General features: G+C 43.4%; 22 protein-coding genes. 13 read left to right on the top strand and 9 right to left on the bottom strand.

The features are described 5' to 3' along the window. Positions 1–35: 35 nt before the first annotated feature. From KHN79_RS15745 to yqfB, 7 genes are all read left to right on the top strand, one after another. Positions 36–1088, top strand: a complete 1053-nt coding sequence (locus KHN79_RS15745; RefSeq protein ID WP_182010735.1) for a glycosyltransferase — start codon at positions 36–38, stop codon at positions 1086–1088. Further along, positions 1054–2307 carry an O-antigen ligase family protein gene (locus KHN79_RS15740; protein WP_182010736.1) on the top strand — a complete coding sequence of 418 codons (1254 nt, stop codon included), beginning with the start codon at positions 1054–1056 and terminating at the stop codon, positions 2305–2307. Before KHN79_RS15745 ends, KHN79_RS15740 begins: the two co-directional genes overlap by 35 nt. Then, positions 2304–3137 carry a putative capsular polysaccharide synthesis family protein gene (locus KHN79_RS15735; protein WP_182010737.1) on the top strand — a complete coding sequence of 278 codons (834 nt, stop codon included), beginning with the start codon at positions 2304–2306 and terminating at the stop codon, positions 3135–3137. The genes KHN79_RS15740 and KHN79_RS15735 overlap by 4 nt, the downstream gene beginning before the upstream one ends. Continuing rightward, on the top strand, positions 3134–4165 hold the full coding sequence (locus KHN79_RS15730; RefSeq protein WP_211907302.1) for a glycosyltransferase: 1032 nt from the start codon (positions 3134–3136) through the stop codon (positions 4163–4165). The genes KHN79_RS15735 and KHN79_RS15730 overlap by 4 nt, the downstream gene beginning before the upstream one ends. A 24-nt stretch (positions 4166–4189) precedes the next feature. After that, on the top strand, positions 4190–5497 hold the full coding sequence (locus tag KHN79_RS15725; protein ID WP_182010738.1) for an oligosaccharide flippase family protein: 1308 nt from the start codon (positions 4190–4192) through the stop codon (positions 5495–5497). Positions 5498–5499: 2 nt separating this feature from the next. Next, on the top strand, positions 5500–5895 hold the full coding sequence (locus KHN79_RS15720; protein WP_182010739.1) for a VanZ family protein: 396 nt from the start codon (positions 5500–5502) through the stop codon (positions 5893–5895). Between the two features lie 65 nt (positions 5896–5960). After that, a complete protein-coding gene (yqfB, locus tag KHN79_RS15715) occupies positions 5961–6290 on the top strand; it encodes a N(4)-acetylcytidine aminohydrolase (protein ID WP_182010740.1) in 330 nt (109 codons plus the stop codon). Between the two features lie 274 nt (positions 6291–6564). Here yqfB and KHN79_RS15710 read toward each other — a convergent pair whose 3' ends face one another. Beyond that, on the bottom strand, positions 6565–7440 hold the full coding sequence (locus KHN79_RS15710) for an NAD(P)-dependent oxidoreductase (protein ID WP_182010741.1): 876 nt from the start codon (positions 7438–7440) through the stop codon (positions 6565–6567). Between the two features lie 202 nt (positions 7441–7642). Between KHN79_RS15710 and KHN79_RS15705 the strand changes: the two genes are divergently transcribed. Together KHN79_RS15705 and azu are read left to right on the top strand one after the other, a co-directional pair. Beyond that, positions 7643–8293, top strand: a complete 651-nt coding sequence (locus KHN79_RS15705; RefSeq protein ID WP_182010763.1) for an HAD family phosphatase — start codon at positions 7643–7645, stop codon at positions 8291–8293. Positions 8294–8581: 288 nt separating this feature from the next. Further along, entirely contained in the window at positions 8582–9034 is a 453-nt protein-coding gene (gene azu / locus KHN79_RS15700; protein WP_182010742.1) for an azurin, read from the top strand. A gap of 127 nt (positions 9035–9161) precedes the next feature. Here azu and KHN79_RS15695 read toward each other — a convergent pair whose 3' ends face one another. Next, complete coding sequence (locus tag KHN79_RS15695) at positions 9162–10988, bottom strand: ABC transporter ATP-binding protein (protein ID WP_182010743.1); 1827 nt, start codon at positions 10986–10988, stop codon at positions 9162–9164. 140 nt (positions 10989–11128) lie between these two features. Between KHN79_RS15695 and KHN79_RS15690 the strand changes: the two genes are divergently transcribed. From KHN79_RS15690 to fhuB, 4 genes are read left to right on the top strand one after another with little or no spacing between them, the layout of a single operon-like run. Continuing rightward, positions 11129–13225, top strand: a complete 2097-nt coding sequence (locus tag KHN79_RS15690) for a TonB-dependent siderophore receptor (RefSeq protein WP_182010744.1) — start codon at positions 11129–11131, stop codon at positions 13223–13225. 54 nt (positions 13226–13279) lie between these two features. Next, the gene (locus KHN79_RS15685; RefSeq protein ID WP_182010745.1) at positions 13280–14065 is read left to right on the top strand and encodes an ABC transporter ATP-binding protein; all 786 of its coding nucleotides are present in this window, start codon (positions 13280–13282) and stop codon (positions 14063–14065) included. Beyond that, positions 14056–14985: an iron-siderophore ABC transporter substrate-binding protein gene (locus KHN79_RS15680; RefSeq protein WP_182010746.1), complete on the top strand. Its 930-nt coding sequence runs from the start codon at positions 14056–14058 to the stop codon at positions 14983–14985. Before KHN79_RS15685 ends, KHN79_RS15680 begins: the two co-directional genes overlap by 10 nt. Next, on the top strand, positions 14982–16949 hold the full coding sequence (gene fhuB, locus KHN79_RS15675) for a Fe(3+)-hydroxamate ABC transporter permease FhuB (RefSeq protein ID WP_182010747.1): 1968 nt from the start codon (positions 14982–14984) through the stop codon (positions 16947–16949). Before KHN79_RS15680 ends, fhuB begins: the two co-directional genes overlap by 4 nt. Positions 16950–17013: 64 nt before the next feature. Here the strand turns inward: fhuB and KHN79_RS15670 are convergent, their stop codons facing one another. From KHN79_RS15670 to KHN79_RS15640, 7 genes are all read right to left on the bottom strand, one after another. Then, positions 17014–17859, bottom strand: coding sequence for a mechanosensitive ion channel family protein (locus KHN79_RS15670; protein WP_182010748.1), 846 nt, complete (start codon positions 17857–17859; stop codon positions 17014–17016). A gap of 217 nt (positions 17860–18076) precedes the next feature. Next, positions 18077–19417: an HlyD family type I secretion periplasmic adaptor subunit gene (locus KHN79_RS15665; RefSeq protein ID WP_182010749.1), complete on the bottom strand. Its 1341-nt coding sequence runs from the start codon at positions 19415–19417 to the stop codon at positions 18077–18079. Beyond that, positions 19389–21110 (bottom strand): type I secretion system permease/ATPase, encoded by a 1722-nt coding sequence (locus KHN79_RS15660; RefSeq protein WP_182010750.1) that lies wholly within the window; start codon positions 21108–21110, stop codon positions 19389–19391. Before KHN79_RS15660 ends, KHN79_RS15665 begins: the two co-directional genes overlap by 29 nt. 62 nt (positions 21111–21172) lie before the next feature. Continuing rightward, positions 21173–21769: a calcium-binding protein gene (locus KHN79_RS15655; RefSeq protein WP_182010751.1), complete on the bottom strand. Its 597-nt coding sequence runs from the start codon at positions 21767–21769 to the stop codon at positions 21173–21175. Positions 21770–21984: 215 nt separating this feature from the next. Further along, the gene (locus KHN79_RS15650) at positions 21985–22641 is read right to left on the bottom strand and encodes a LuxR C-terminal-related transcriptional regulator (protein ID WP_182010752.1); all 657 of its coding nucleotides are present in this window, start codon (positions 22639–22641) and stop codon (positions 21985–21987) included. Between the two features lie 322 nt (positions 22642–22963). Beyond that, positions 22964–23632 carry a LuxR C-terminal-related transcriptional regulator gene (locus tag KHN79_RS15645; protein WP_182010753.1) on the bottom strand — a complete coding sequence of 223 codons (669 nt, stop codon included), beginning with the start codon at positions 23630–23632 and terminating at the stop codon, positions 22964–22966. 173 nt (positions 23633–23805) lie between these two features. Further along, a complete protein-coding gene (locus KHN79_RS15640; protein ID WP_182010754.1) occupies positions 23806–24006 on the bottom strand; it encodes a restriction endonuclease subunit S in 201 nt (66 codons plus the stop codon). Between the last annotated feature and the right edge of the window lie 228 nt (positions 24007–24234).

The raw sequence follows: 24234 nt of genomic DNA, 5'->3' as shown, positions 1-24234 counted from the left end.
GAACAGTTCAAACATCAGTATCTGACGGGTTAATGATGAAGACAAAGATTCTACATATTATTAATGACTTATCCCAAAATGGCGGGGCACAAAAATTCCTGGTGGATCTAGTGTTGAACCACAAGCCAGATTACGAGATAAAAGTTCTGGTCTTGTGTGATGATAATGACTATTTAGAGTTACTCTCCGAACAAGGTATAGAGTGTTTCAACTGGCAAGCACTCTCACTCACCCAAAAATGGTCGTTACTACGCTGGCCCGATTTGGTGCACGGACATCTGTATCCTTCTATCTACCTAGCGCTGCTCGCTGTTGGAAAAAAGCGCATACAAACCGAACACTGTTCGCACAACCGTCGCAGAGATTACCCGCTATTTAAATTCATGGAACATCTTTTATACCGGGGTCACGATCTCACTGTCAGCATCAGTGAAAAAGTCCAGGATGAGCTAGTCAAATTTATGCCACGTTACCAGAGCAAATATCATGTGGTGCATAACGGTGTAGATTTAAGTCGCTTTTCAATGGTCCCTAAAAAGGCCCGTGACTTCAGTCATAAGCCAACTGTTGACATTGCTATGGTGGGCCGTCTTCATGGGCACAAAGATCATGAAACCCTTATCCATGCACTTGCTGCGTTGCCTGACAATTACCACCTTCATTTAGCCGGTGAGGGAGAAAAAAAGTCAGCTCTGCAAGCGTTAGCTCAAAGACTCAATGTGACTCAGAGAGTTCAGTTTCATGGTGTAGTTTCCAATATCCCCCTCTTTCTCAGTGAAATGGATATATATGTTCAATCTTCACATGTAGAAGGCTTTGGTTTGGCAGCCGTCGAAGCCATGGCTGCCGGATTACCTGTTTTATCATCCAATGTGCCAGGCCTTGATGAAGTAACGGGACGAGATGAATTCTTATTTAATGTCGGAGACAGCACTCAGCTGGCTGATAAAGTCCAGAGCCTGATTGAAGACAGTGAACTTTATGATAATTCGACTGAATACTCGGTAAATCGCGCCAAACTCTACACTATCGATAAATTTAGAGAGGGTTACTATGGTCTCTACCAACAGCTCTGCGCCAGTAAGTAACCGGATACCATTGCTAGCTGCGTTTACACTGGCACTATTCTTTTTGCCGGTAAAATTTGCAGCAGGCGGAATGTATCTTGCTCCCTCCGATATCGTCAGTTTACTGTCTGTCGGCCTGGTTGCACTTGTCATACTGGAAGGAAACTCGAATAAGCTGTTGCATCCGTGTATCGGATTTTTGATGCTGTTTACTGGCTATATATTTATCAATGGTCTGATTAACCGAGTACCATTTTCTCCACTTATCACAGAAACCATGCAGTGGCTGGCTATTTTATGCTTGCTGAGTTTGCTATACGCCTATGGAGCATTCAACGACGACCGAGTAATGGTGTACTTTACTTACCTACTGTTCATCATTTGTAGTCTGGTCGCTGCATGGCACTTTGCTCAAGGCTATCAAAGCGGGTTTAAACTGCTTGGCGTGAGTAAGTATGGATTTGGAGTACTCTGCTCTTTACTCTATCTGTACCGGGATAAAATTCGAGCTTTCCATGTTCTTATGCTTATCTCATTAGCTTTACTGATCTTATCGCAAGAGCGTAAAGCGCTGCTCGGATTCTGTCTGCTGTTTACCCTTGACCAGCTTTTCATTAAAAACCTGATCAAAAAATCACTAAGAGAAACTTATATCTGGACCATATTTTTTGGTCTCTGTTTCGTTGTTATAGCAACGATATCAAGCACCTTCTATGTGGGTTTTGATGTACTGGCAGATAAACTGGAAATTACACAAGAAGATATTGTGTTCGCCAATCAGAGCGAAGCCAGATGGGTATCGAATTTGCACCGTAAGATTCTGCTTGCAAACGGAATGGACATCCTACAGCAATATCCAATCCTAGGTGTGGGAGCCAAGATGCTCCCTAGCTTCATGCTCAGCTATTTCACTTACGAACAGCTGGCAATTTACACTCACAACTTTGTTCTTGATACCGCAATCGAATACGGATTAGTGGGAATTGCACTACTTTTTGGCGGGTACTTTCTCTTTATTAAATTTTGTTTTCGTAGCCTCGATGAGAACAGAAAAAGTCTCTTGCTCGCGTTATACGCACTCATCATGGTCTTTTTCGTCGCCGTTAACACCACCATTATTCTGATACTTCTGCTACCAGTGATCATTAGCCAAAGACACGAGACAGAATCGTACACCATAACTCCGTCACTCAATGCAGATAAAACCAAGACTTTTATTACTCAAGGAATTGATAAATGAAATATTCAATCGCCCGACAATTTGAAAAGAACCAAGAACTTAGGGCAGACAACTTCGTTTTGGTGTACCAGATGGGTAAAGTCGGCTCATCATCCATCGAACACACCTTGAGTGAACGTAACATTCCTAGTTACCACATTCACACCTTCGATGATCACGAAGAGTTCTACATGTATCACAACAAAAAAGATGTGAGCAAATTCTTCGATTTCAAGAACCGTGCAATCTATCGCCTTGTGCTCAACCAAAGAAAACGTATTCTGCAAAAACGTGAACAAATTAAAATCGTCACTTTAGTCCGCGACCCTATCGCTACCGTTCTGTCACGCTTTTTCCAGGATCTTCATTTGCAGTTTATCGAAGGAAAGAAGAATGATGCCATTCACCGTGACATGGCAATCACATACAAACATCTGGAGCACTGCTTCGATAATTACATCAACCTTAACTATTTTACAGGTTGGTTCGATAACGAACTAAAGCGTAATTTTAATATTGATATCATGCGTCAGGATTTAGACAGCAGCCAGCCTTTCTTCACATTCAGCAATGAGCAAGCGGAGGTCATTCTTATCAAATGTGAACACCTTAGTTCTCTGGACAAAGAAATAGGTGAGTTTCTGAAGCTGGATGATTTCGTTCTGAAAAACAGTAACGAAGCGAAGAACAAATGGTATTCCAATGTGCATCAGTACTTTAAACAGCACTACGACTTTTCCAAGCTTTTCTACATGTATGACTTACCACTTTACCAGCACCTTTACTCCGTGGAGGAGAGAGAGACCTTTAAATCCAAATGGCAGCAAACTCCGGGAACCAAGTCATCATGAAAAAAGTACTCCATATAACTGAATCCTTTGGTGGTGGCGTTCAGACGGCCTTGTACAGCTACGCCCACTCTTCCCGACATGAATCTTATCAGCATTTGTTGCTAGCAAGAGCACGTAAAAAAGATCTGACCAATGACAGCAACCATAATGTATTTGTACAAGCACGATGGGTAGAAGGCGGCTTGCTACAGCTTATGCGGGATGCCAACCAGATGATCGCTGATACTCAGCCAGATATCATTCACCTGCATTCCAGTAAAGCAGGCTTTCTGGGACGTTTTTTAAATACCGGTCACGCGCGCTTAGTGTATACCCCTCACTGCTATGCATTCGAACGTGAGGATATTTCTTCTTTTGCGCGCCAGATCTATAAGACGTTAGAGAAAGTCTTGCTAAGTAAGGTTGATGTCGTGGCCGGTTGCAGTCAACGCGAATGCGACTTGGCGATCAGCATTGGGGCAAAACGTGCCGAGCTTCTAAATAACTACGTAACTTATCAGAGTGAAGAGCGTGAACCTCGCGATAAGCAGGAACTATTGAAGATAGTCGTGCTTGGTCGCGTAGCTCCCCAAAAAGACCCCCAGTTTCTGATTAATACGTTAGAGAATCTTAACCTGACGACACTGAACCATAAGCTGGAGATCATTTGGATCGGGGGCGGAGACGAGGTTCTTGAAAAGCAGTTAAAAGCCGCCGGAGTGACCGTAACTGGTATGCTGCCGCGTGATGAAGTGGTTAAACAGTTAAAAACATCGGACATCTACCTTCATACCGCAGCTTGGGAAGGTATGCCTTTAACTATTCTGGAAGCCTCGAAGCTACACCTGCCTATGGTTATTCGCTCTATTGGCGCAACTAAAGATCTAGACTATCCATTTTTAGCCCAGACACCCGTGGAGATGGCTAAACAGTTAACGCACTGCATTAACCATTATCACGATATTAACTTCCGCCAATATACCACCGAACTCAACAATACTTTCAGCGAAGAAAAACAGCGCCTCGCTTTGAACAGCATTTACAGTTAGAGCATTTACAGGTAGAGAAATTACATGTTTCAAGCCATTCAACAAAAGCTGCAGTCAACACCGCGCGGCCAAAACAGTTTGCTATCTCTGGGGTTAAAAACTGCAATAACAAGGGTTTTCAGTGCGCTGTTTGCATTTCTCCTTACGGTCATCGTTTCTCGCACTACAGATGCCTCAATCGCGGGGCAATTTTTTTTCTTGTTTAACCTGGTCTCACTCATCGCTATTATTTCGCAGCTAGGTTTTGATGTGGCTTTGGTGCGCTACAATGCCATTGCATTTAACAGTGCAGATATACAGGATCAAAGTGACAACTACAGAACCGCGCTATCAAGGAGTATGGCATTCTGTATCGTTTCTGGATTCGTTATATTTACTGCGTTCTATTGCTTCCCGAACATCATTAATCAGACAAACACCCCGATGTTCACAGTGGCACTTGCTCTGCTCTGTGTCCCTTTATTAGTACTCGGACAAACCAACAGCCGGGTACTTCAGACAAGTAAAAGGGTGGTATCTTCTCTTTTTGCTTTGCAGTTGGGTGTTGCCATGCTGACGTTTTTCTTTGTTGCAGCGCTGGATACATTGGGCACAAAAAGCATCGATCACTTAATAGCCGCGCTGCTATTGGCATGTGTCATTGTTGCTGTTTCATCAACCTATAGTTGGTGTTCCTCAGATCAGTATCGAAAGCCTACCCCAAAGCCTAATCTGAAGCTGATGGCATCCGCTAAAGAAATCTGGTTCGGTAGTATCTTTAGCAATATTCTCCAGTGGGGAAGTTTAGTTATTGCCGGTTTCTTTATCTCAACCTCAGAGTTGGGCTTATTAGCTGCTGCTCAACGAACCTCTCTGCTAATTGGCTTTGTGCTCATAACTATTAACTTTGTCGTCGCGCCTATGTTTGCGTCACTCTACAAAGAAGGAGAAATGGACAAACTACGTAACCTCAGCCAATTAGCCTGCCGACTGAACCTCGCCATAGCGCTCGTCCCAGTTTTAATCTGTACGCTGTTCCCTGCATTTGTGATGCAGTTCTTTGGTGAAGAATTTATTGCTGCAGCCCCACTTTTAGTTGCTCTATCTATTGGTCAGTTGATTAACGTAGCAACAGGTTCAGTCGGCTTCTTGCTATTAATGAGTGGTCATGAGCGCACGATGAAATACATCACCATTTGCTCTGGAACGATTGCGATAATTTTGCTGATTATTCTATGTCAAAGCCACGGCGTACTAGGTGCAGCTTGGGCAATGGCAATCGGCATGGCAATACAAAACCTCGCCGCTCTTTACTTTGTTAAACGTTATCTAGGTTTCTTTCCGGTAGGTTAAGTATGTCGTTAAAATTTGCACGCATTAGTTTCTGTTTAGTTTCGCTTCTGACTATTACTCTTTCTTTATGGAAGAGTTCGGAGATAAGCCACGTTACTTATCTCAAGATGGAGAATTACATAGGTGGTTCAACAACTCTCCATTTTACCTTTAGCGTTATGATTGGCTTTTTTGCAGTATTTACTTTTCCTCACGTCGCAAGTCCGACCAAATCGGACGCGTTTGGTATTCGCCTGTTACTATGCCTTCTCTTGGTCATTTCCCTGGAGGAATTTAGTCAACTGTTTATCACTAACCGTACATTTAGCTTCGATGACTTAAGCACCAACTGGACGGGCATGATGCTTGGCTACTTTTCAGCTAAGGTATTTAAACTTTTACGCCAAGAGAGCTACTGAACCTCACACATCAAGGTTGTTTGGGTTTATAATCTTGCCAGATAACCTTGATAAATGAGTTCGCCATGTCATCTCACCCAACAAAAATCACCTTTTTTGAGTTTCTGACTCCGTTGATTACATCAGGAAAAAAGATCATCACAATTAGAGATGAATCAGAAAGTCATTATGTCCCCGGCACGGAAGTGGAAGTATTTACATTAGAAACTGACCGTAAAGTCTGCGACATCAAGATATTGTCCGTAGAGCCTATCCATTTCGATGAAATCAATGAGTTTCATGCTGAGCAAGAAGCGATTGAATTACCAGAGTTAAAACAACTTATCCGCGAAATTTACCCGGATACAGATACTCTCTTTGTCATCGAATATAGACTGCTAGAAAAAACCAACTGAGCGTTGACTGGCTTTGCGCCTGATATATAGTCAATATCTATCGGTATAATAAGTATTATCAACTTCCCGGCTAATTAGTTCCGTAATAATCTTTCTTCAGAGCTCTTATATATAAAACGGCTTTAGAGGGAATACGTACGACAGAATCGAACCTACTCCCTAGCCAAGACAAATAAAAAGAGGTGCAGAACGCACCTCTGGTTTTGAAGGAGATAGGTATGATTAGCTTCGACTTTTTTAAACTATTCGATACCAAAGAACTGTTTATCTACTATTAATTTTTAGATACTGCTTTAATCAATACTGAAGTATCCATGCGTCCCAAGCCATCGCGTTGCAGGTCTGCATATTGCTCATCTACCTTTTTGGTTAAAGGCAAATCCAGCCCAACACGCTCTGCTTCTTTCAGGCAGAAACCAAGGTCTTTGCGCATCCAATCGATGGCAAAACCGAAATCAAATTTATCCTGCGCCATAGTCGTGGCGCGATTTTCCATTTGCCATGAGCCAGCAGCGCCGTGTTTGAGTGTATCAACCACTTGTTCAATATCTAAGCCCGATTTCTGAGCGAGTAACAAAGCTTCACTTAAGCCTTGTAACACGCCGGCAATACAGATTTGGTTAACCATTTTACAGCGCTGTCCCTGCCCATTCTCACCGAGCAAAGTTATCTGTTTGGCATATACGTCCATAACTGGAGCGACCTTCTCGTAAATGCTTGGTTCACCGCCACACATGATAGTTAGCACGCCATTTTCTGCGCCTGCTTGTCCGCCGGATACCGGGGCATCAACAAAATGGTTACCCATCTTAGTACACGCGTCAGCAAGTTCTATAGCCAAGTCAGCAGAGGTTGTCGTGTGGTCAACTAAAACCGCTCCTGCCTTTAATCCGACAAGGACCCCTTCTTCGCCATAAACCACACTGCGTACATCATCATCATTGCCGACACAGGTAAAAACAATATCGCAACCTTCGGCAGCTTCGCTTGGTGTATCACATGCGACGCCACTGTACTCCTGCGCCCACTTTTCCGCTTTTGCTTTTGTTCGGTTGTAAACCTTGGTTTCATAGCCGGCTTTACTTAAATAGCCTGCCATCGGGTAACCCATTACACCCAAACCAATAAATGCTACACGTAATTTTTCCATTGCTGACTTCCCTAACTCACTGTTTTGTTCTGATACCATGCTACTAAAGAACTCTTATCATTACTCGTTATTTATCTAGATTTAGAGCAACCTATCCTAGCGTTATCAATAGAGATATTCGAAGCCACAGGTCGTGAATTTCACAAGCAATGAGAGGCCTCTTATGTCACAATGCCCTCCTCACTCAACAATCTGTATAGTCATGAATTACCAAGCTGCTATTTTCGATATGGACGGTTTACTGCTGGATACTGAACGTGTCTGCATGCGTGTATTCCAGGAAGCCTGTGAAGTGCAAAAACTGCCCTTCTACGAAGATGTTTATCTGTCAATCATTGGACGTAATGCGGCAGGTATCGAAGCTATTTTCCGTAAAGCGTATGGAAACGAACTGGATCGCTTACATCAAGAGTGGCGTACTCGCTATAACGCGGTAGTCATGCATGAGGCTATTCCAGTGAAAAACGGCGTTGTTGAGCTGCTAGAATGGTTGAAAGAGCAAAATTTACCCACTGCCGTAGCCACATCAACCGCAAAAGAGGTGGCGAAGATTAAGCTGGAGTTAGCAGGGTTAAGTAAATACTTCGATAACATCACGACTGGATGTGAAGTTAGCAATGGTAAGCCAGACCCGGAAATCTATCTGCTTGCAGCAAACCGTTTAAACATTGAACCGACCAAATGTTTAGCTTTTGAAGACTCCAATAATGGAGTAAAAGCAGCGGTAGCCGCTAATATGCCGACATTCCAAATACCTGACTTAGTCGAACCATGTGAAGAAGTGCGCCAATTTGGTCATACCATCGTGCCATCGCTGCATGATGTTTTAAGCGAACTTAAGAATAAGCGATAAGATTCAACACTACTGATACAAGCTCAACTAGTTGGTTGGGCTTTTTTATTTCAGGTTTATTCCAACCCAACGCCCAAATCTGCTGCTATTTTAAATGGGTCTCTCTTTTGATTGCCTCATCAACACTCTCATCCTTTAAGTGATCAAGCAGAGAAACGAATCAGTATAATTTTTCAACAACACTTTCAACATACCGCAGCCATGCCGTTTCGTGGCTAGAAAGTTATGTTGGCGGTTAGATTAAAATTAAAAACGTACCAGCCTAATAAATTGAATGGAGTGTGGAACATGACATTACGTATACTAGCAGTAACCTGTGCCCTTGTTGGAATCAGCTTTAATGCACAAGCAAGTACAGAGTGTGAAGTGTCTATCGATGCTAACGATATGATGCAGTTTTCAACTAAAACGCTAAGCGTCCCAGCCACCTGTACTGAAGTAAAACTGACGCTACACCACACTGGCAAACTGCCAGCTCAGTCAATGGGGCACAATGTTGTCATTGCAGATACTGCTAATATTCAAGCCATCGGTACTGACGGTATGTCTGCTGGCATTGAGAATAACTACATAAAGCCTGATGACAGCCGCGTTTATGCTCACACTGATGTCATTGGTGGTGGCGAAAGTACCAGCGTTACCTTTAGCACAGAAAAAATGACCGCAGGAGGTGACTACTCCTTCTTCTGCTCTTTCCCAGGACACTGGGCTGTTATGCAAGGTAAGTTCGAGTTCAAATAAACAGCCAAAGTGCTGCTCTTGATATAAAAAAGGGAAGCAATAGCTTCCCTTTTCTCGGTTAATTGTTCACTGTCAATCAGTAGAACGGCCCGCTCGTTACTACGAAGAAACCGTTATCCACTTGCGATTAGTCAGTTAGGAAACCACCTGTCTGATGTTTCCACAGCTGCGCATAAATACCGTCAAGTCTAAGCAGCTCTTGATGAGAGCCTTGCTCGATGACTTTACCATCATCCATTACAATCAAGCGATCCATTGCAGCAATGGTTGATAAGCGGTGAGCAATCGCAATTACAGTCTTTCCTTCCATCAGTACTTCAAGGTTTTCCTGAATCGCCGATTCAACTTCCGAGTCTAACGCTGATGTTGCTTCATCCATGATCAGGATCGGCGCATTTTTAAGAAGTACGCGCGCAATAGCCACACGCTGACGCTGACCACCAGACAGTTTTACGCCGCGCTCACCCACTTCTACGTCATAACCGACATTGCCTTGCTCATCTTTCAGCGTTTGAATGAAGTCGTGAGCGTGTGCTTTCTCCGCAGCGGCAATCACATCCTCCATCGACGCGTCCGGGTCACCATACAGGATGTTTTCCTTAATAGAACGATGCAGTAGCGAGGTGTCTTGTGTGATCATACCGATATGTTGACGCAAAGACTCCTGTTCAACCTGCGAGATATCCTGTCCGTCGATACAGATTTTACCTGAATGTACGTCGTAGAAACGAAGCAGCAGGTTAACCAAGGTTGATTTACCCGCACCGGAGCGACCGACAATACCTACTTTTTCACCCGGTTTAATATCCAGGTTAAGCTGTTCAAATACTGCCTTTTCTTCGCTGTAGTTAAAGCCAACCTGATCGAAGCAAATACCACCCTTTTTAATTTCCAGAGGTTTAGCATTAGGTACATCTTTTACTTCAACATCGTTAGAAATCGTGCTGATACCATCAACAACAGTACCAATGTTTTCAAACAAGGCACTCACTTCCCACATGATCCACTTCGACATCCCTTGAACACGCAGTGCAATACTGATTGCAATTGCAATCGCCCCTATCGTCACCGCAGCATCTAGCCAGAGATAGACAGAGATAACACCAAGTGAAAGCAGCAGTAAGTAGTTAATCGCGTCGACACTAAACAGCAAACAGGTCACCATGCGCATCTGGCGGTAAACGGTAACCAGAAACTGCTTCATGCTGCTTTCCGCGTACTCTAGTTCACGCTGAGAATGAGCGAATAACTTAACCGTTGAGATATTGGTGTAAGAATCAACAATACGACCTGTCATCACAGAGCGTGCATCTGCCTGGTCTGTCGCGACTTTTTTCATTTTTGGGATAAAGTAGAACTGAATCAATACATATAGACCAAGCCAGATAACGATCGGTAACATCAACAGACCGTCGGCATCCGCCATCATCCATATCATCGAAAGAAAATAAACGCTGATGTAGACCAAAACATCCAGCAACTTCATTACCGTTTCTCTAACTGCCAAAGCACTTTGCATTACTTTAGTCGCAACACGACCTGCAAAATCTCGCTGGAAAAAACCAACAGCCTGCTTAAGCAGATAACGGTGGATGAGCCAACGAATCGACATCGGATAGTTGCCGAGCAGCGTCTGGTGCATAACCATCGAATGGACAAAACCAAGGAATGGCATGACAACAACAACCAGGAACACCATCATCAACATTTGATCGCCCTGATCTTGCCAGAAAGTTGCTCGATCCTGATTCGACAAGATATCGACAAGCTCACCCATGTATTTCAATAAGGCTACTTCAGTTATCGCAATGAGTGCGCTAAATACCGCCATAACAATAAGCGGCACTTCAAACCCTCGAGTATAGAAACGACAAAAACCAAATAACGATTGAGGTGGTTTTTCTGTTTCATTCTGGGGAAAAGGTTGGGTTAGTTTTTCAAACCAATTGAACATATCTACTCTGCAGAACGAGAAATTTGGGGACGTTTTACTATCTTTTGAAGAAAAAGTCAGTAAAATACACCAACAAAAGAATCAAATGATAATAATTACAATTAAGTTTTTCATTACTTATAATTGTCGGGAATGTATTTATGACAAATCATAACTTTTTAACCATCGCGATTCGTAAAGCGTTGGTTTGTGCTATCGCACCCGCTGCAGTGGTATCGTTTATGGCACAAGCACAGGATGACGTGACTGAAATGGAAACCATTACAGTTACGGCGCAAGCGCTAAAGGTTGAGACTCCAGCAGCAGAGACACCACGCAGCGTTTCTATCATCTCTGAAGAAGAACTTCGAGTTCGTGCACCGCAAAAGTTAGATGAAGCATTACGCTACACATCTGGCGTAACAGCGCAGCCGTATGGAGCTGACAATGATACGGATTGGTTTAAAGTACGTGGATTTGATGCTGCGACTTATCTAAACGGCAATCGCCTATTTCGCGACGGTTACTACACATGGTTAATCGAACCATATGGCCTAGAGTCTGTAGAAGTGGTAAAAGGCCCGTCAGCGATTCTGTTTGGTGAATCTGCACCGGGTGGTGTCGTCAATGCCGTACAGAAAAAACCAACCTTTACGCCACAAGGCGAAGTGAAAATTGAAGTAGGAACCAACAACCGTCAATCGGTTGGTTTCGATATCGCTGATGAAGCGAATGACACAGGTACGATGCGCTACCGTCTTGTTGGCTTGATGACGAGTCAAGATGGTGAACTGGACAATACGGAAAATGAGCGTTTTTACATCGCACCGAGCCTAGAGCTAGATATTTCAGACCGAACTATGCTAACTATTATGGGCACTTATCTTAAAGATGATGGTGTACCAACTAACCCATTCTTCCCAGCTGCAGGTACGCTAGTTGACTCTGAATACGGCAAGATCGATCCTTCAACTAACTTGGGTGAACCAGACTACGATAAGTATGAGCGCACTCAGGTTTCGCTAGGTTACTTGCTTGAACATGAAATTAACGATACTTGGACTTTCTCGCAAAACCTTAATTATGGCTATAACGAGTTATTCCTGCGTAGTGTGTACAGCATGCCATCTCCGGGCTGGGACTTAAACGACGATTCTCTTTACTATCGTGGAATCGTATTCCGTGACGGCAAAAATCAAAGTTTTACTTTCGATAATAATACCGTTGGTAACTGGGTAACGAATAATGCTGAACACACCGTACTTGTTGGTGTGGATCTGCAATATCACAAAACAGAGGGTGATGAGCAAGACAACTACTCATTCGGAATCGTCAACCCATATAATCCTAGCTACGGTAACTACACGCCTCTAGACCCTGCTAACAACATTAAGCGTGAGATCGAAAAATCTCAGGCAAGTTTGTACTCACAGTACCAACTTAAGTTTAACGAGCAATGGATTGGTAATATTGGGGCTCGCTACGACTGGGTGAAAACGGAGAACAGTGGTAAAGGCACAAGCATAGATCAAAATGAGTCTCGTGATGATGGCGAGTTATCACTGAGTGCTGGCGTGATGTACCTAGCAGACAACGGCCTCTCTCCATACGCTAATTACTCACAATCATTTGAAGTTATTAGCACGATCGATGCCGCGACAAACAAACTTTACAAGCCACTAGACGGTGAGCAGGTAGAAGTGGGTGTTAAGTATGAGCCAAGCTTTATGGATGGCTTCATCAACGTTGCATGGTTCGACATTACGCAGAAAAATGCACTAGTAACGAACCCATCAACTTGGGTTGCAACCCAAACAGGTGAGGTAACATCAACTGGTGTGGAAATAGAAGGTGTAACTCAGCTTACTGATGATCTTAAGCTATTGGCAAGTTACACATACACTAAAGCGGAAACTGACGAGACTTACGGTAAAGGCACTCAACAAGCAGGCCTGATTCCTGAACATCAGGCTTCAGCATGGCTGGACTACAGCGCATACACCTTAATTCCAGGGCTGAATATTGGTACTGGTGTGCGCTACGTGGGTGAATCTAAAGACAACCCAGCAAGCTCAGATTTGACTGTTCCCTCTGTGACACTATGGGATGCCTCTGCAACCTATGACATCACACCACAATGGCAAGCACAGCTGAATATGAACAACATTCTGGACAAAGAGTTTATCTCTGGCTGCGATTACTACTGTTACTACGGTCAGTCTCGCTCTGTGATGCTAAACGCTAACTACCGCTGGTAATTGTTCTTCCTACTCCCCTCTTCAATGAGGGGAGTATTCTCTTGAGACCTATCCATGTTTCAACTATCTAATATTCAGATTGTTCGGGGTGGACGTCAAATCCTCGGTATCAATCAACTCAATATCCCAACCAATGAGCTAACAGTAGTGCTTGGTCACAATGGCTCTGGGAAATCCACTCTGGTTAATTTGCTTTCAGGGCAAATGGCACCAGACAAAGGCACTGTTGAACTTAACGGCCAATCCCTCTCATCACTAAAAACCAAAGAGCTAGCAAAGCAAATCGCCTATCTACCGCAAAAACTTCCTTCTTCAGCAGGCCTAACCGTTCAGGAACTAGTACGCCTCGGACGCTTTCCGTGGCGCGGTGCTCTTGGTCGTTGGAATTCAGAAGATAAACAGATCATCGAACAAGCAATGGAGCGCACTGGTGTTACGCCGTTTTCTCAGTCTCTTGCTGATGATTTATCCGGTGGTGAGCGACAGCGTGCATGGGTTTCTATGCTGCTTGCACAGCAGTCGCCAATTCTAATCTTAGATGAACCAACGTCGGCACTCGACGTGCACCATCAATTTCAACTGATGGCACTGCTCGCTGAACTCAATAAAACTGAGAATGTCGGAATCATAGTTATTCTTCACGACCTCAACTTAGCGCTCCGCTATGCGACCCATATCGTCGCACTCAAGAAAGGCCAAATCGCTTTTGAGGGTAATGCGGACATGCTGCTCGATGAAGCCCGTTTGTCTGCTCTTTATGAATCTCCGATTACATTGATTGACCACCCTGCTCCAGCAGGTACCTTGGCGAGTCATAAGGTTGCCGTTGTATGCGCTTAATTGATCGCCTTCTGAAAAACTTAGCGTGTACAACACTCGTTTTTTGCGCAGCACTCTCGCCAGCTCTCGCTCAAATTACGATAACAGATCCTTATGGCACACAGACATTCGAGCAGGTTCCTCAACGAGTGGTCGCATTAAACTGGGATGTGCTCGAACAGGTGCTCGCCCTAGAGATAGAGCCCGTCGCCGGACCAAACCTAGCAGGGTACCGTCAGTGGGTAGTAAATCCATATGCTGCTGAGTCAATTGAAGACATAGGTACACGTGCTGAGCCTAACTTAGAGAAAATCGCCAGCTTGAATCCAGATATCATAATTGCTGCTTCTCCACAACAGGATTTAATCCCGCTGCTAAAGCAAATTGCGCCGGTGATCTATTTGCCGAACTTTTCACAAAATGAGAAAGCGGCTGAAACTGCTATTCGCCATTTTCGTACGCTCGGAAAGCTATTTAATAAGCAGGATTTCGCAGAAGAAAAATTAGCCGCTCTAAGCCATTCATTTGAACAAATGCGCATGCGAATCCACCAGCATTATACCGATCCACTGGAAGTGCTGGTGATGCGTTTCTCTACGCCTAACTCGGTGTTTCTCGCAACAGAAAACTCAACGACTGCCTATGTGGTTGAACAGCTAGGGTTAACAAGCCCAATCAAAGAATCTGCTCGCGCGTGGGGAGTAAAACAAGATCGAATAAATCGTCTTCAATACCTTGAAAATAGCTATATCCTATATGTTCAACCTTTTCCACAAGAAAATAAATTGAAAGATTCACCATTATGGCAGGCGATGCCTTTTGTTGAAAAACAACGAGTTAATTCAGTAAGAGCCGTTTGGGCTTATGGTGGTGCGATGTCTCTGCAATACATGGCAGAAGCTATTACAGACAGTTTAATTGAGTTGGCACCAGAGCAATGAGAATAAAGCAATACACCGGTTACCTCGCGCTGATTTTGTTGCTCAGCGTTTTTAGTTTGCAACTTGATACGAGTTTATCCATACCCGAGCAATGGCAGCTAATAACACAACAACAACTGGCCAGTGAATTTCGTGATATTTTCTTCATTCAGTCTCAGTTACCCAGACTGTGCATTGCGCTACTGGTAGGTGGAATACTAGGTCTTACTGGCAGTCTGATGCAGCAATTAACGCAGAACAACCTGACCTCTCCCCTTACTTTGGGTACCTCTTCCGGTGCCTGGCTTGCTTTAGTTGTGGTTAATCTATGGTTTGTTGACTGGGTTTCTGATTACTCTGCTTTAGCTGCAATGGCCGGCGCAATCATCGCGTTCGGGTTAATCATCTCTATCGCTGGCATCCGCAATATGACCGGTTTACCCCTGGTCGTATCAGGTATGGTGATCAACATTCTGCTTGGCTCAATCGCCACAGCCATCATCATTCTAAACGCACAGTTCGCGCAGAACATCTTCATGTGGGGTGCCGGTGACTTATCACAGTACAGTTGGGAATGGTTTAACTGGTTACTGCCACGTTCGTTTATCGCCCTGATAATTTTAATCTTTGCTCCGCGCATACTGATGCTGTTAAAGCTTGGACAGGACGGTGCAGCAGCAAGAGGATTATCAGTGCTACCTGCATTCGGCATACTTATGGTGATGGGAATCTGGCTGGTTTCCGCATCCATTACTGCGGTTGGTATCATCAGTTTTGTCGGTCTACTTACTCCTAATATTGCCCGTGCAATGGGAGCTCGAACACCGCGAGATGAGTTGTTAAGCAGCTTACTACTTGGCTCAGTGCTAATGGTCGTGACAGATTCAGTCGCTATATCCCTAAGCTTGTGGCTCGAAGAAACAATCCCTAGTGGTGTTGCCGCAGCCGCAATTGGCGCGCCTGCATTAATTTGGTTTACACGCAAAAAGCTTACCGCGACAGATCAGCTCAACCTGTCTATGAGTCAGGGCAAAAAACAGCTTTCAAAACTCACAGTATGGGGAATCATCTTTATTGGTATTGCCGGCTTACTGACTTATACGCTGATAACTCACGGGGCTAGCGGAATCGAAATTTCACTTCCTGGTGATTTTCAATGGCAGTTACGATGGCCACGTATGATAACGGCCCTCTCTGTTGGTGTTGCCCTTTCCGTAGCGGGAATCATTTTACAGCGAATTGTCTATAACCCATTAGCGAGTCCCGATATTCTAGGCGTATCTTCGGGTGCAACATTCGCCATTATTTTCACTGGAGTTGTTGCCAGTTCGCTGCTCTCTTCCTTTGGTTGGGGCGTTGCATTTACAGGCAGCTTAACCGTATTAGTACTCTTACTTGTTATTGGTAAACGAAGTCAGTTTAACCCTTCTAACTTCATCTTGTCCGGTATTGCGCTTTCTGCCCTGCTTGATGCTCTGGTTCAATTTGCTTTGGCCCAAGGCACAGGCGAGAGCTATAAGATTTTATTGTGGCTAACGGGATCTATTTATCGAGTTACTGCCCACAATGCGGTCATGTTGGCTACTTCAGTATTGATCCTCCTCGCCGGTGTATTTGCTATATCCCGGTGGCTGACTCTGATTTCTATTGGGCGTGCGTTTTCTGATGCCAGAGGTTTAAACCCTTTTATGGCTAACACCGTATTATTGACTATTGTCGCCTTGATGTGTGCATTTTCAACCGCAACCGTAGGCCCGATCTCCTTCGTAGGTTTAGTTGCTCCCCATATGGCAATGATGTTAGGGGCAAGGAAAGTAAAAGAGCAACTTTTAGTTGGCAGCTTAATAGGTGCGACTCTGATGCTTTGGGCCGACTGGCTCGGTCAGATCGCCATGTACCCGAGCCAGATTGCCGCCGGCACTCTGGTAGCGATACTTGGCAGTACTTACTTCTTGTTCCTGATGCTAAAGAGTAAATTCAACTAGATAAACAAAACCCGCTGCAATGCGGGTTTTCATTTTTAGTGTACGGGTTATCAGTTAATTCATACTATTCTGCGTCACGTGGAAAGCGTTGCTCATAAAGATCCATAAAATCTTTGCGAATCAGATGCTCCAGGTGATTTGCTTTATCGGTTGGACAGAAAATCATGACGTGAACATTTTGCTCGCCTGTCGGTGTACTCGAAATGTGAATATGTGGTTCTGCACCCGGCAGATCGACACCCGCATGCTTTTCAATCATGGCATTGTAGCGATGGGCAACATCACTAAAGTAGCTGCAGTGCTCCTCAATCTTCTCAGTTAACGGCGTTACCAAAGGATACAAGTTTACGAAGTCACCGACTACGACAGAAAAATTGTGGTAGACGTAACGCTTCATAAAATTGAGGTTCTTTACCGGGTAAGTAAAAAACATGCTGTTCGGTAGCGTCGCGGTTTTGCCTGTGAAATGATACTGACCATGATGAAGATCGATTTCCTGTATAACCGTTGCCATCATGTTGTGGTCAATCACTTCACCACACAATTTACCCACTTCAATCCAGTCACCCACCCGAAAAGATCGTGAACTGGCACGCTGAATAGAGCCTGTAAAACAGAGAATAATCTCTTTCGAAGCGACGACAATAGCGACTGCAATTGCAGTAACACTTAACGCAAACTCACTGATTTCAGATTGCCAGAGAATAAACAGAATCAACAGAGTTATGGTAAAGGTTCCGTTTTTTGTTCTCGACATCCAACTACGCTGTTTTTCGGACAGCAGCGTGTGATCACCACGGATCATAGCCAGTATGGACCGGCGTGCCAGCCACGCAGCAATGAGTATTAACGCGGTAAATAGCATTTTATGGGCGAGCAGAAAATCGACGACCAACTGTACTTTCTCCATTACCCAGCTCCCTTTCTGATTAGATTATTTTGCTTTGACTAGCGGAGGACGCAACCATAGCAAATTATCTTACTGGTTGTCCGTGCTAACTCACTTTAAATTAGCGAAATATATCCCTAAATGAGATCAGAACGGATGTAGAAAGTAATTATGAAAGTGGCAAACAAAGTATGAACGGAAAGTGTAAAGGAAATGGAGGGGAAGAACCCCCTCCAGATTATTCTTCTCTGAAAGCTCGATTCATACTTTCAGTCAAAGGTTTAACGAGATAACTCAAAGGTGTTCTGGGCTCTGACAGAATCAGAACTTCGGCATTCATTCCTGAGGTCAGATGATACTTGGCGACATCTTCTTGAGAGATTTCAATTCTGGCAAGATAATAGTCTTCCTGGTTTTGTTGTGAGAGTTTATCTGCTGATATAGTGAGAACAGTGCCATCTAATGGTGCTAACGTACGAGCGTTGAGTGCTGTTAATCGAATATGTGCCTGCTGCCCTGCACTGACTAGATCGATATCCTGAGGGTTAACCCTCGCTTCCACCAGCAATTTATCCTTTTGCGGTACAAGCTCTAGCAAGGTTTCTCCTGAACCGATCACGCCTTTTTCGGTAAATACTTGCATATTAACCACCCGGCCCGAGATAGGGGCATTGATAGAAGTTCTAGACACGACATCCTGAGCAGAACGGTATTCTTCTCTGATAGACACAATCTCCTTCTTTGTGTTCCTCAACTCTGCAACAACCTCATTGAGCCTTTCCAGTTTCAATTCTTCAACTTTTGCCTGATTTTCTTCTAGCCTTTTGCTTACCGTCAGAGATTGTCTATCCAACTGGCTCAGTGTACTCCTAACCTCGGCAGCAAGACGCTTCAGTTGAAGCAAGGTAGATTTCCCAGAGTAGCCTTTTTGCACCAGAGCCTGGTTGCTGGCTATTTCTTCTTCAATAAATTCCAACCTTTCTCTTTCGATGACTTTAGTCTGCCCCAGGTTTTCTAACTCTAGCCTTGCACCCGAGATACTTTGCTCGATGATCATCAGCTTGCTATCGAAGAACCGTTTTCTGGCTTCAAAAATTTTACCCTGTACTAACTGCGCTTCTTGAACGATATCAACACGAGGCACTTCAATAAGATCATTTGACCAGACAATAGAAGGCAGCTCATCGAGCTCTGCAACCAGACGGCTCTCTTTGGCTAACGTATGAATAAACTGGCCACTGACTGAATCCAGCTTAGCCATAGCTTGCCGTTTAAAGAGCTGAATAAGTGGCTGTCCTTTCTCAACTAAGTCACCTTCTTGCACATATAGCTTCTCGATGATCCCACCTTCAAGATGCTGAATAGCTTGCCGCTTACTCAACACAGATAAGTCACCATATGCTATTGCCGCACTTTCCAGTTTTGCAGTAGCAGCCCAGTAACCAAGGCCTCCGATAAAGATACTTAACGCTATAATCCCGAGCAGCATCGGCTTTCGAAAACTCAGGCTTGCTTTAGGGCTAAATCGATACACGGTTTGATATGGAAAGTCATCGACGGTTGGCAGTTGATTGCTCATTTTTCACTCTCGGTATATCGGTTTTGTCTTTACCCATTAAACGTCTCAGCACTTCATCTCTCGCGCCATAAAGCTTCACCTGTCCATCAGCCAAGTAGAGTAACCTGTCCATCTGCCTGAGTGTGCTCGGATTGTGGGCAATAACAATAATAGTTACGCCTTGTGTTTTCAGATGTGCAATAAGGCTTTGATAAGCCATTTCTCCTTCACCATCGAGATTCGCATTACCTTCATCGAAGACTACGATAGACGGGTCACCATAAACGGCTCTAGCTAAGGCTATTCTTTGACGCTCTCCCCCCGACAGTCCGCGCCCGTTATCACCAATGACAAAATCATAACCTTTGTTCTTTTTGAGAATCAGATCATGACATCCCGCAAGCTGAGCTGCCTTGATCACCTTAGTAGGGTCTTCCTCTTTGAATCGGGCAATGTTCTCGCGAATGGTCCCGGGGAACAGCTCTACCTCTTGGGCCAGGTAACCAAAATGCTCACCTCTGTCCTCGGAAGCCCAGGTAGAGATTTCCATACCATCGAGTTTAACTTTGCCGACAGTTGGTTTTAAGTTGCCAAGTAACAGGCTTGCTAACGTCGACTTACCTGTACCAGAAGGCCCTATGAGCCCAAGAGCAACCCCGGAGGGCACTGAGAACGTAATCGATGAAATGACTGGTTCGGAAGCGCCCGGATAGCGGTAAGCTAAACCTGCCAGCTCATAATGTCCTTTAGGTCTAGGTAATGGCATGTCGGATTCATCCTGGCGTACGACAGAGTCGATCTCTTTTAAACGCTTAAAGGCACCTCTTGCAGACATAGCACTGCGCCACGTCCCTATCGCTTGCTCCATAGGTGACAGAGCTCTGCTCATCAGAATTGAACTAGCGATCATTGCCCCTGCGGTAATTTCATGCTGAATAACCAACCAGGCTCCACCGCCCAACAAAGCTATCTGTAATGCCCCGCGGACAAATTTAGAAAAGTTGGCCATATAGATGGATTTACCTGCCACTTTTTCTTCCAGCAAACTCATGTCAGTAACGCGGGATTGCCACTTTTCTAAAAAAGCATTCATCATTCCCATAGCGAGAATTGAGTTTGCATTTTGCGTGGCCAGCTCAGCACTATTAATGTGGGAGCTAGTTCGAACCTCAGACTCTTGCAATGTTTTTCGGGTCATTAGCTCGTTAAGCAAACCCAAGCTAAACAGTATGACCGAACCAAAGAGAGCGATATGTCCAAGCAGAGGATGTAATAAATATACGAAAAATATAAAGAGAGGTGTCCACGGCGCATCGAGGATAGGGTACGGAGCCTGGCTACTCAAAAAGCCTTTTATATTTTGTATATCTCTGAGTACTTGTGATGTGTAACTTCTGCCAGATCGGGAGTGGTACTGGATACTGCGTTTAAGCATGAATGCCGAGAGTTTTGCATCCATCCAATAACCAAAAGATTTACTCATTTGAGCACGAGCAATGTCAATGATCGACATAGTGAATAGGGCTGCAATCACGATGATAGTGAGAAGCAAAAGAGTATCTGTAGAGTAAGAAGAGATCACCCGGTTGTATACTTGCAACATATACAAGGGGATAGACAAAACTAACAGGTTAATGAACAGACTAAATCCTATTAGCAGACACAAAAGCGTATAGAGCTTTTGACTAACGTCTCTCAAAACATTTTCCGGCACAATAACTTCCGTTTATATCGAAAATACAGAGTGCTAGTAGTTCTAGCACTCTGCGTCACTTATTAGATAACAAATAAATCAGCGCCGTAAGTGTTGATATCTGCCTCAGTGATGCCGATAAGCTTCACTGTTAAGTCTGCACCATCAGTAAACACTGCGTTACCTGCAGCATCATAGCTAAATTCCAGATCACTGAAGTCGCTCACTGAACTGCTAGAGATATATAGTGAATCTTCGCCAATCGTAAAGTCGACGACTTTCGCTTCACCATGGCCTTCACCAAATTTATCAGTAAAGATAAATTTATCGCTGCCACTGCCACCAACTAGAACGTTATCGCCACTGCCGACAATGAGAGTGTCATTACCAACACCGCCATTTAATTTGTTATCGCCGAGCAGTCCCAAAAGGATGTCGTCGCCACTACCTCCGCCAAGGTAATCATTTCCTGTACCAGCTCTAAGCACGTCATCGCCAGCACCACCAACCAAACGATCATCTCCGGCACCACCAATGATGAGGTCATCACCACCACCACCGATGATAGTGTCGTTACCAGCTAAACCGACAATTACGTCATCCGTTCCTTCGAAGTTAGCAAATAGGTTGTCTTGTGCACTTAGATAAGTTGTTTCAACCGTTTTGTCACTTGCGCTCATTTTAAACTCCCTTGTTATTGGCCATATAATAGATAAAACCTTTTGTTGATTGCCTGATTAAGTGATTAACAGACAATGGAAGTCTAATAGGCAAGTGAATTTGCGTAAGTTTGAATAAGGATTGATATTTATATCTAATACTAATTTAGTTAAACAAAAACTAAGTACTCTATCATTACAAATTCTAAGCAAATATCATCAGGTCGTTTTTAATACTATAAGTTCCTTTTAGCCCAACTCGTTGCTTGATTCCGGTTTTTCACTTCCAGTTTTCTAAAGATATTATAAAGATGAGATTTAATAGTGTGCTCACTGATAAAGAGTGAGTCGGCAATTTCCATGTTCGAACCACCGTCTTTCAACACTTTTAATACTTGCATCTCTCGTCTTGTCAACTCGATATCTATAACAGGTTCTGTAACAGGAGCCCTTTCTTTCACTTTGTAATAAGTGACCAATTGCTCAAGTAATCGACGCGGAAGCCAGTTATCCCCTTTAACAATTGCGCTTAAACCCTTGCACACTTTATCCATAGGATCTTTAGGGCCAAATATGCCTTTAACATCCGGCCAAGATGCCAGTTCCTCAGTATCAAGGTCATGGCCTAGGTTGAGCATGATAGTTCCAAGTACTTTGTTACTATTCTTAAGATAAACTAAAGTTTCAGACGGTGTCTCCACAGAAAAATCTACCAACAAGAAATAATTGTCCGGTATCCCGCAGTGACCGTTCGGGTCCTTTGAGTCTAGAATCGTGATGTTTATTTCCGTATCTTTTGAAAGCATTTGCTTGAAATTTTCACTCTGTAAGCTTTGTTTAGTAAGCATTACAACTTCAGGCTTTTCCATATGCGGGTCCATAATAATTCTCATACTTTCACGGGCTCAATAATTACGAATTAGTAGTTAATCATTAGATCAGGTGAAATAGAGTAAAGTTATTTTTCTGATATTAAAAACCCAAAATAATTAAAAATCAAAACAAAAAAAGTGTTTCTCATAAAAGAAACACTTTTTCATTACATTTACTTGAATAAATCCAATAATTGACTACTGAGTAAATCAACAGTCCAAAATATAAGAATCTACTAATTTAGAAAACCACTCAAACAAAACATAAGAAGCAACTAATTTAGAAAATCAATATACAAAAACATAAGAAATAACTAAATTAGGAAAGAGATAATATTAAAGTTTATATGGGCATTGAATATTCTGAAATATTTTCCTTAGCCCAGATAAGCGCTTGAACTCTATTTTTAACATCAATCTTCTTAAAAATATTATGTAAGTGAGTTTTGACAGTATTCTCACTAACAAACAGCTGTTCAGCGATTTGCTGGTTTGACGCCCCCATCGAAAGGAAAGTAATGATCTGCTGCTCTCTTTTTGTCAGAATCGTTGGGACGTTGTTGCTTACCGGTTTGCTATTCTGTCGTAAATGATTGATGTACTGCTGAGAAAACTTACGGCTGAACCACATTTCTCCGCGGAGAATCTTGTCGATACCACTCTGTAAAGTTTGTATATCATCGGAGGTATAAAATATACCAGCGAGTGTTCGCCAGATAAAAAGGTCATCCGACGAAATAGACTTATCACAATTGATTAGGATTTCTCGAGTCGCCTTAAGTTGAGACTCTTTAAATTCCCTATAACGCGTTAAGGTATCTTCAGTAACGATACTGAAATCTAATATAATAGCGGAAATGGATTGTTCTTTGATGTTTTGACAAGCAAGATTTTCTGGAGTTATCAGGGTAACGTTGATACTAAGTTTCGTTTCCAATACTTCCTTCAAAAGAGAGGATTGCAAACTTCCCTCAGTAATTAAAATGATATCCCTTATATTATGTTGGACCATCCCGCTAGTATTCCTTTACGTTTTAATTACACTGCCTAATAGAGTTGGTTAGAGCGCTACTATTGTCAAGTATGAAAATAACTAATACTGGCGTTAAATTGTTGATATGAATCCTATTTTTACTTTTACCGTATGTAATAAATATAAATAAAGGGAGTAAATACTCCCTTTTATCAATGAATTGGAGTTGCGTTCTTCTGATTAAACTTACCGAAGTGCTGCTCTAAAACCTCCGGAGTAAGCTTACCTTCTGCTTCTAGTTTTTTCAGTTCTGCTACAATCGCTTTTTGTTCTTCAATGGAAGGGAGTTTTACTTCTTCCTCTTGAGCTACTTCCTGCGAAATTTGCTCTAGCTCTTGTTCGAAGTCATTCATAATACTTACCTAATCATAATTATGGATCTCTTAACTCTGTCTATTTTAGCCAAGTCCGGGGCTTGAATCTACATCAGCCTTTACGATTACGGTTAATCAGTCACTTACTCTCATGAACGGTCGATTCGTTTTCACCAGCCATATTCAACTTCCTTACGGCAATGGTATTTCAGGGGGGTATCACTCCTCATTCGGTAAAAGAAAACGACACTTAGCACACCTAAGTCG

The sequence above is a fragment of the Vibrio sp. B1FLJ16 genome (assembly GCF_905175385.1).
In the GTDB taxonomy this organism is placed as follows: Bacteria; Pseudomonadota; Gammaproteobacteria; order Enterobacterales; family Vibrionaceae; genus Vibrio.
Note: the sequence above shows the minus strand (reverse complement) of the source record. Positions and strands in the feature narration are given on the sequence as shown.

Bases quoted from the DNA above. Each gene is read 5' to 3' on its own strand.
- KHN79_RS15745 (WP_182010735.1), top strand. From the start codon at position 36: ATGAAGACAAAGATTCTACATATTATTAATGACTTATCCCAAAATGGC.
- KHN79_RS15740 (WP_182010736.1), top strand. From the start codon at position 1,054: ATGGTCTCTACCAACAGCTCTGCGCCAGTAAGTAACCGGATACCATTG.
- KHN79_RS15735 (WP_182010737.1), top strand. From the start codon at position 2,304: ATGAAATATTCAATCGCCCGACAATTTGAAAAGAACCAAGAACTTAGG.
- KHN79_RS15730 (WP_211907302.1), top strand. From the start codon at position 3,134: ATGAAAAAAGTACTCCATATAACTGAATCCTTTGGTGGTGGCGTTCAG.
- KHN79_RS15725 (WP_182010738.1), top strand. From the start codon at position 4,190: ATGTTTCAAGCCATTCAACAAAAGCTGCAGTCAACACCGCGCGGCCAA.
- KHN79_RS15720 (WP_182010739.1), top strand. From the start codon at position 5,500: ATGTCGTTAAAATTTGCACGCATTAGTTTCTGTTTAGTTTCGCTTCTG.
- yqfB (WP_182010740.1), top strand. From the start codon at position 5,961: ATGTCATCTCACCCAACAAAAATCACCTTTTTTGAGTTTCTGACTCCG.
- KHN79_RS15710 (WP_182010741.1), bottom strand. From the start codon at position 7,440: ATGGAAAAATTACGTGTAGCATTTATTGGTTTGGGTGTAATGGGTTAC.
- KHN79_RS15705 (WP_182010763.1), top strand. From the start codon at position 7,643: ATGAATTACCAAGCTGCTATTTTCGATATGGACGGTTTACTGCTGGAT.
- azu (WP_182010742.1), top strand. From the start codon at position 8,582: ATGACATTACGTATACTAGCAGTAACCTGTGCCCTTGTTGGAATCAGC.
- KHN79_RS15695 (WP_182010743.1), bottom strand. From the start codon at position 10,988: ATGTTCAATTGGTTTGAAAAACTAACCCAACCTTTTCCCCAGAATGAA.
- KHN79_RS15690 (WP_182010744.1), top strand. From the start codon at position 11,129: ATGACAAATCATAACTTTTTAACCATCGCGATTCGTAAAGCGTTGGTT.
- KHN79_RS15685 (WP_182010745.1), top strand. From the start codon at position 13,280: ATGTTTCAACTATCTAATATTCAGATTGTTCGGGGTGGACGTCAAATC.
- KHN79_RS15680 (WP_182010746.1), top strand. From the start codon at position 14,056: ATGCGCTTAATTGATCGCCTTCTGAAAAACTTAGCGTGTACAACACTC.
- fhuB (WP_182010747.1), top strand. From the start codon at position 14,982: ATGAGAATAAAGCAATACACCGGTTACCTCGCGCTGATTTTGTTGCTC.
- KHN79_RS15670 (WP_182010748.1), bottom strand. From the start codon at position 17,859: ATGGAGAAAGTACAGTTGGTCGTCGATTTTCTGCTCGCCCATAAAATG.
- KHN79_RS15665 (WP_182010749.1), bottom strand. From the start codon at position 19,417: ATGAGCAATCAACTGCCAACCGTCGATGACTTTCCATATCAAACCGTG.
- KHN79_RS15655 (WP_182010751.1), bottom strand. From the start codon at position 21,769: ATGAGCGCAAGTGACAAAACGGTTGAAACAACTTATCTAAGTGCACAA.
- KHN79_RS15650 (WP_182010752.1), bottom strand. From the start codon at position 22,641: ATGAGAATTATTATGGACCCGCATATGGAAAAGCCTGAAGTTGTAATG.
- KHN79_RS15645 (WP_182010753.1), bottom strand. From the start codon at position 23,632: ATGGTCCAACATAATATAAGGGATATCATTTTAATTACTGAGGGAAGT.
- KHN79_RS15640 (WP_182010754.1), bottom strand. From the start codon at position 24,006: ATGAATGACTTCGAACAAGAGCTAGAGCAAATTTCGCAGGAAGTAGCT.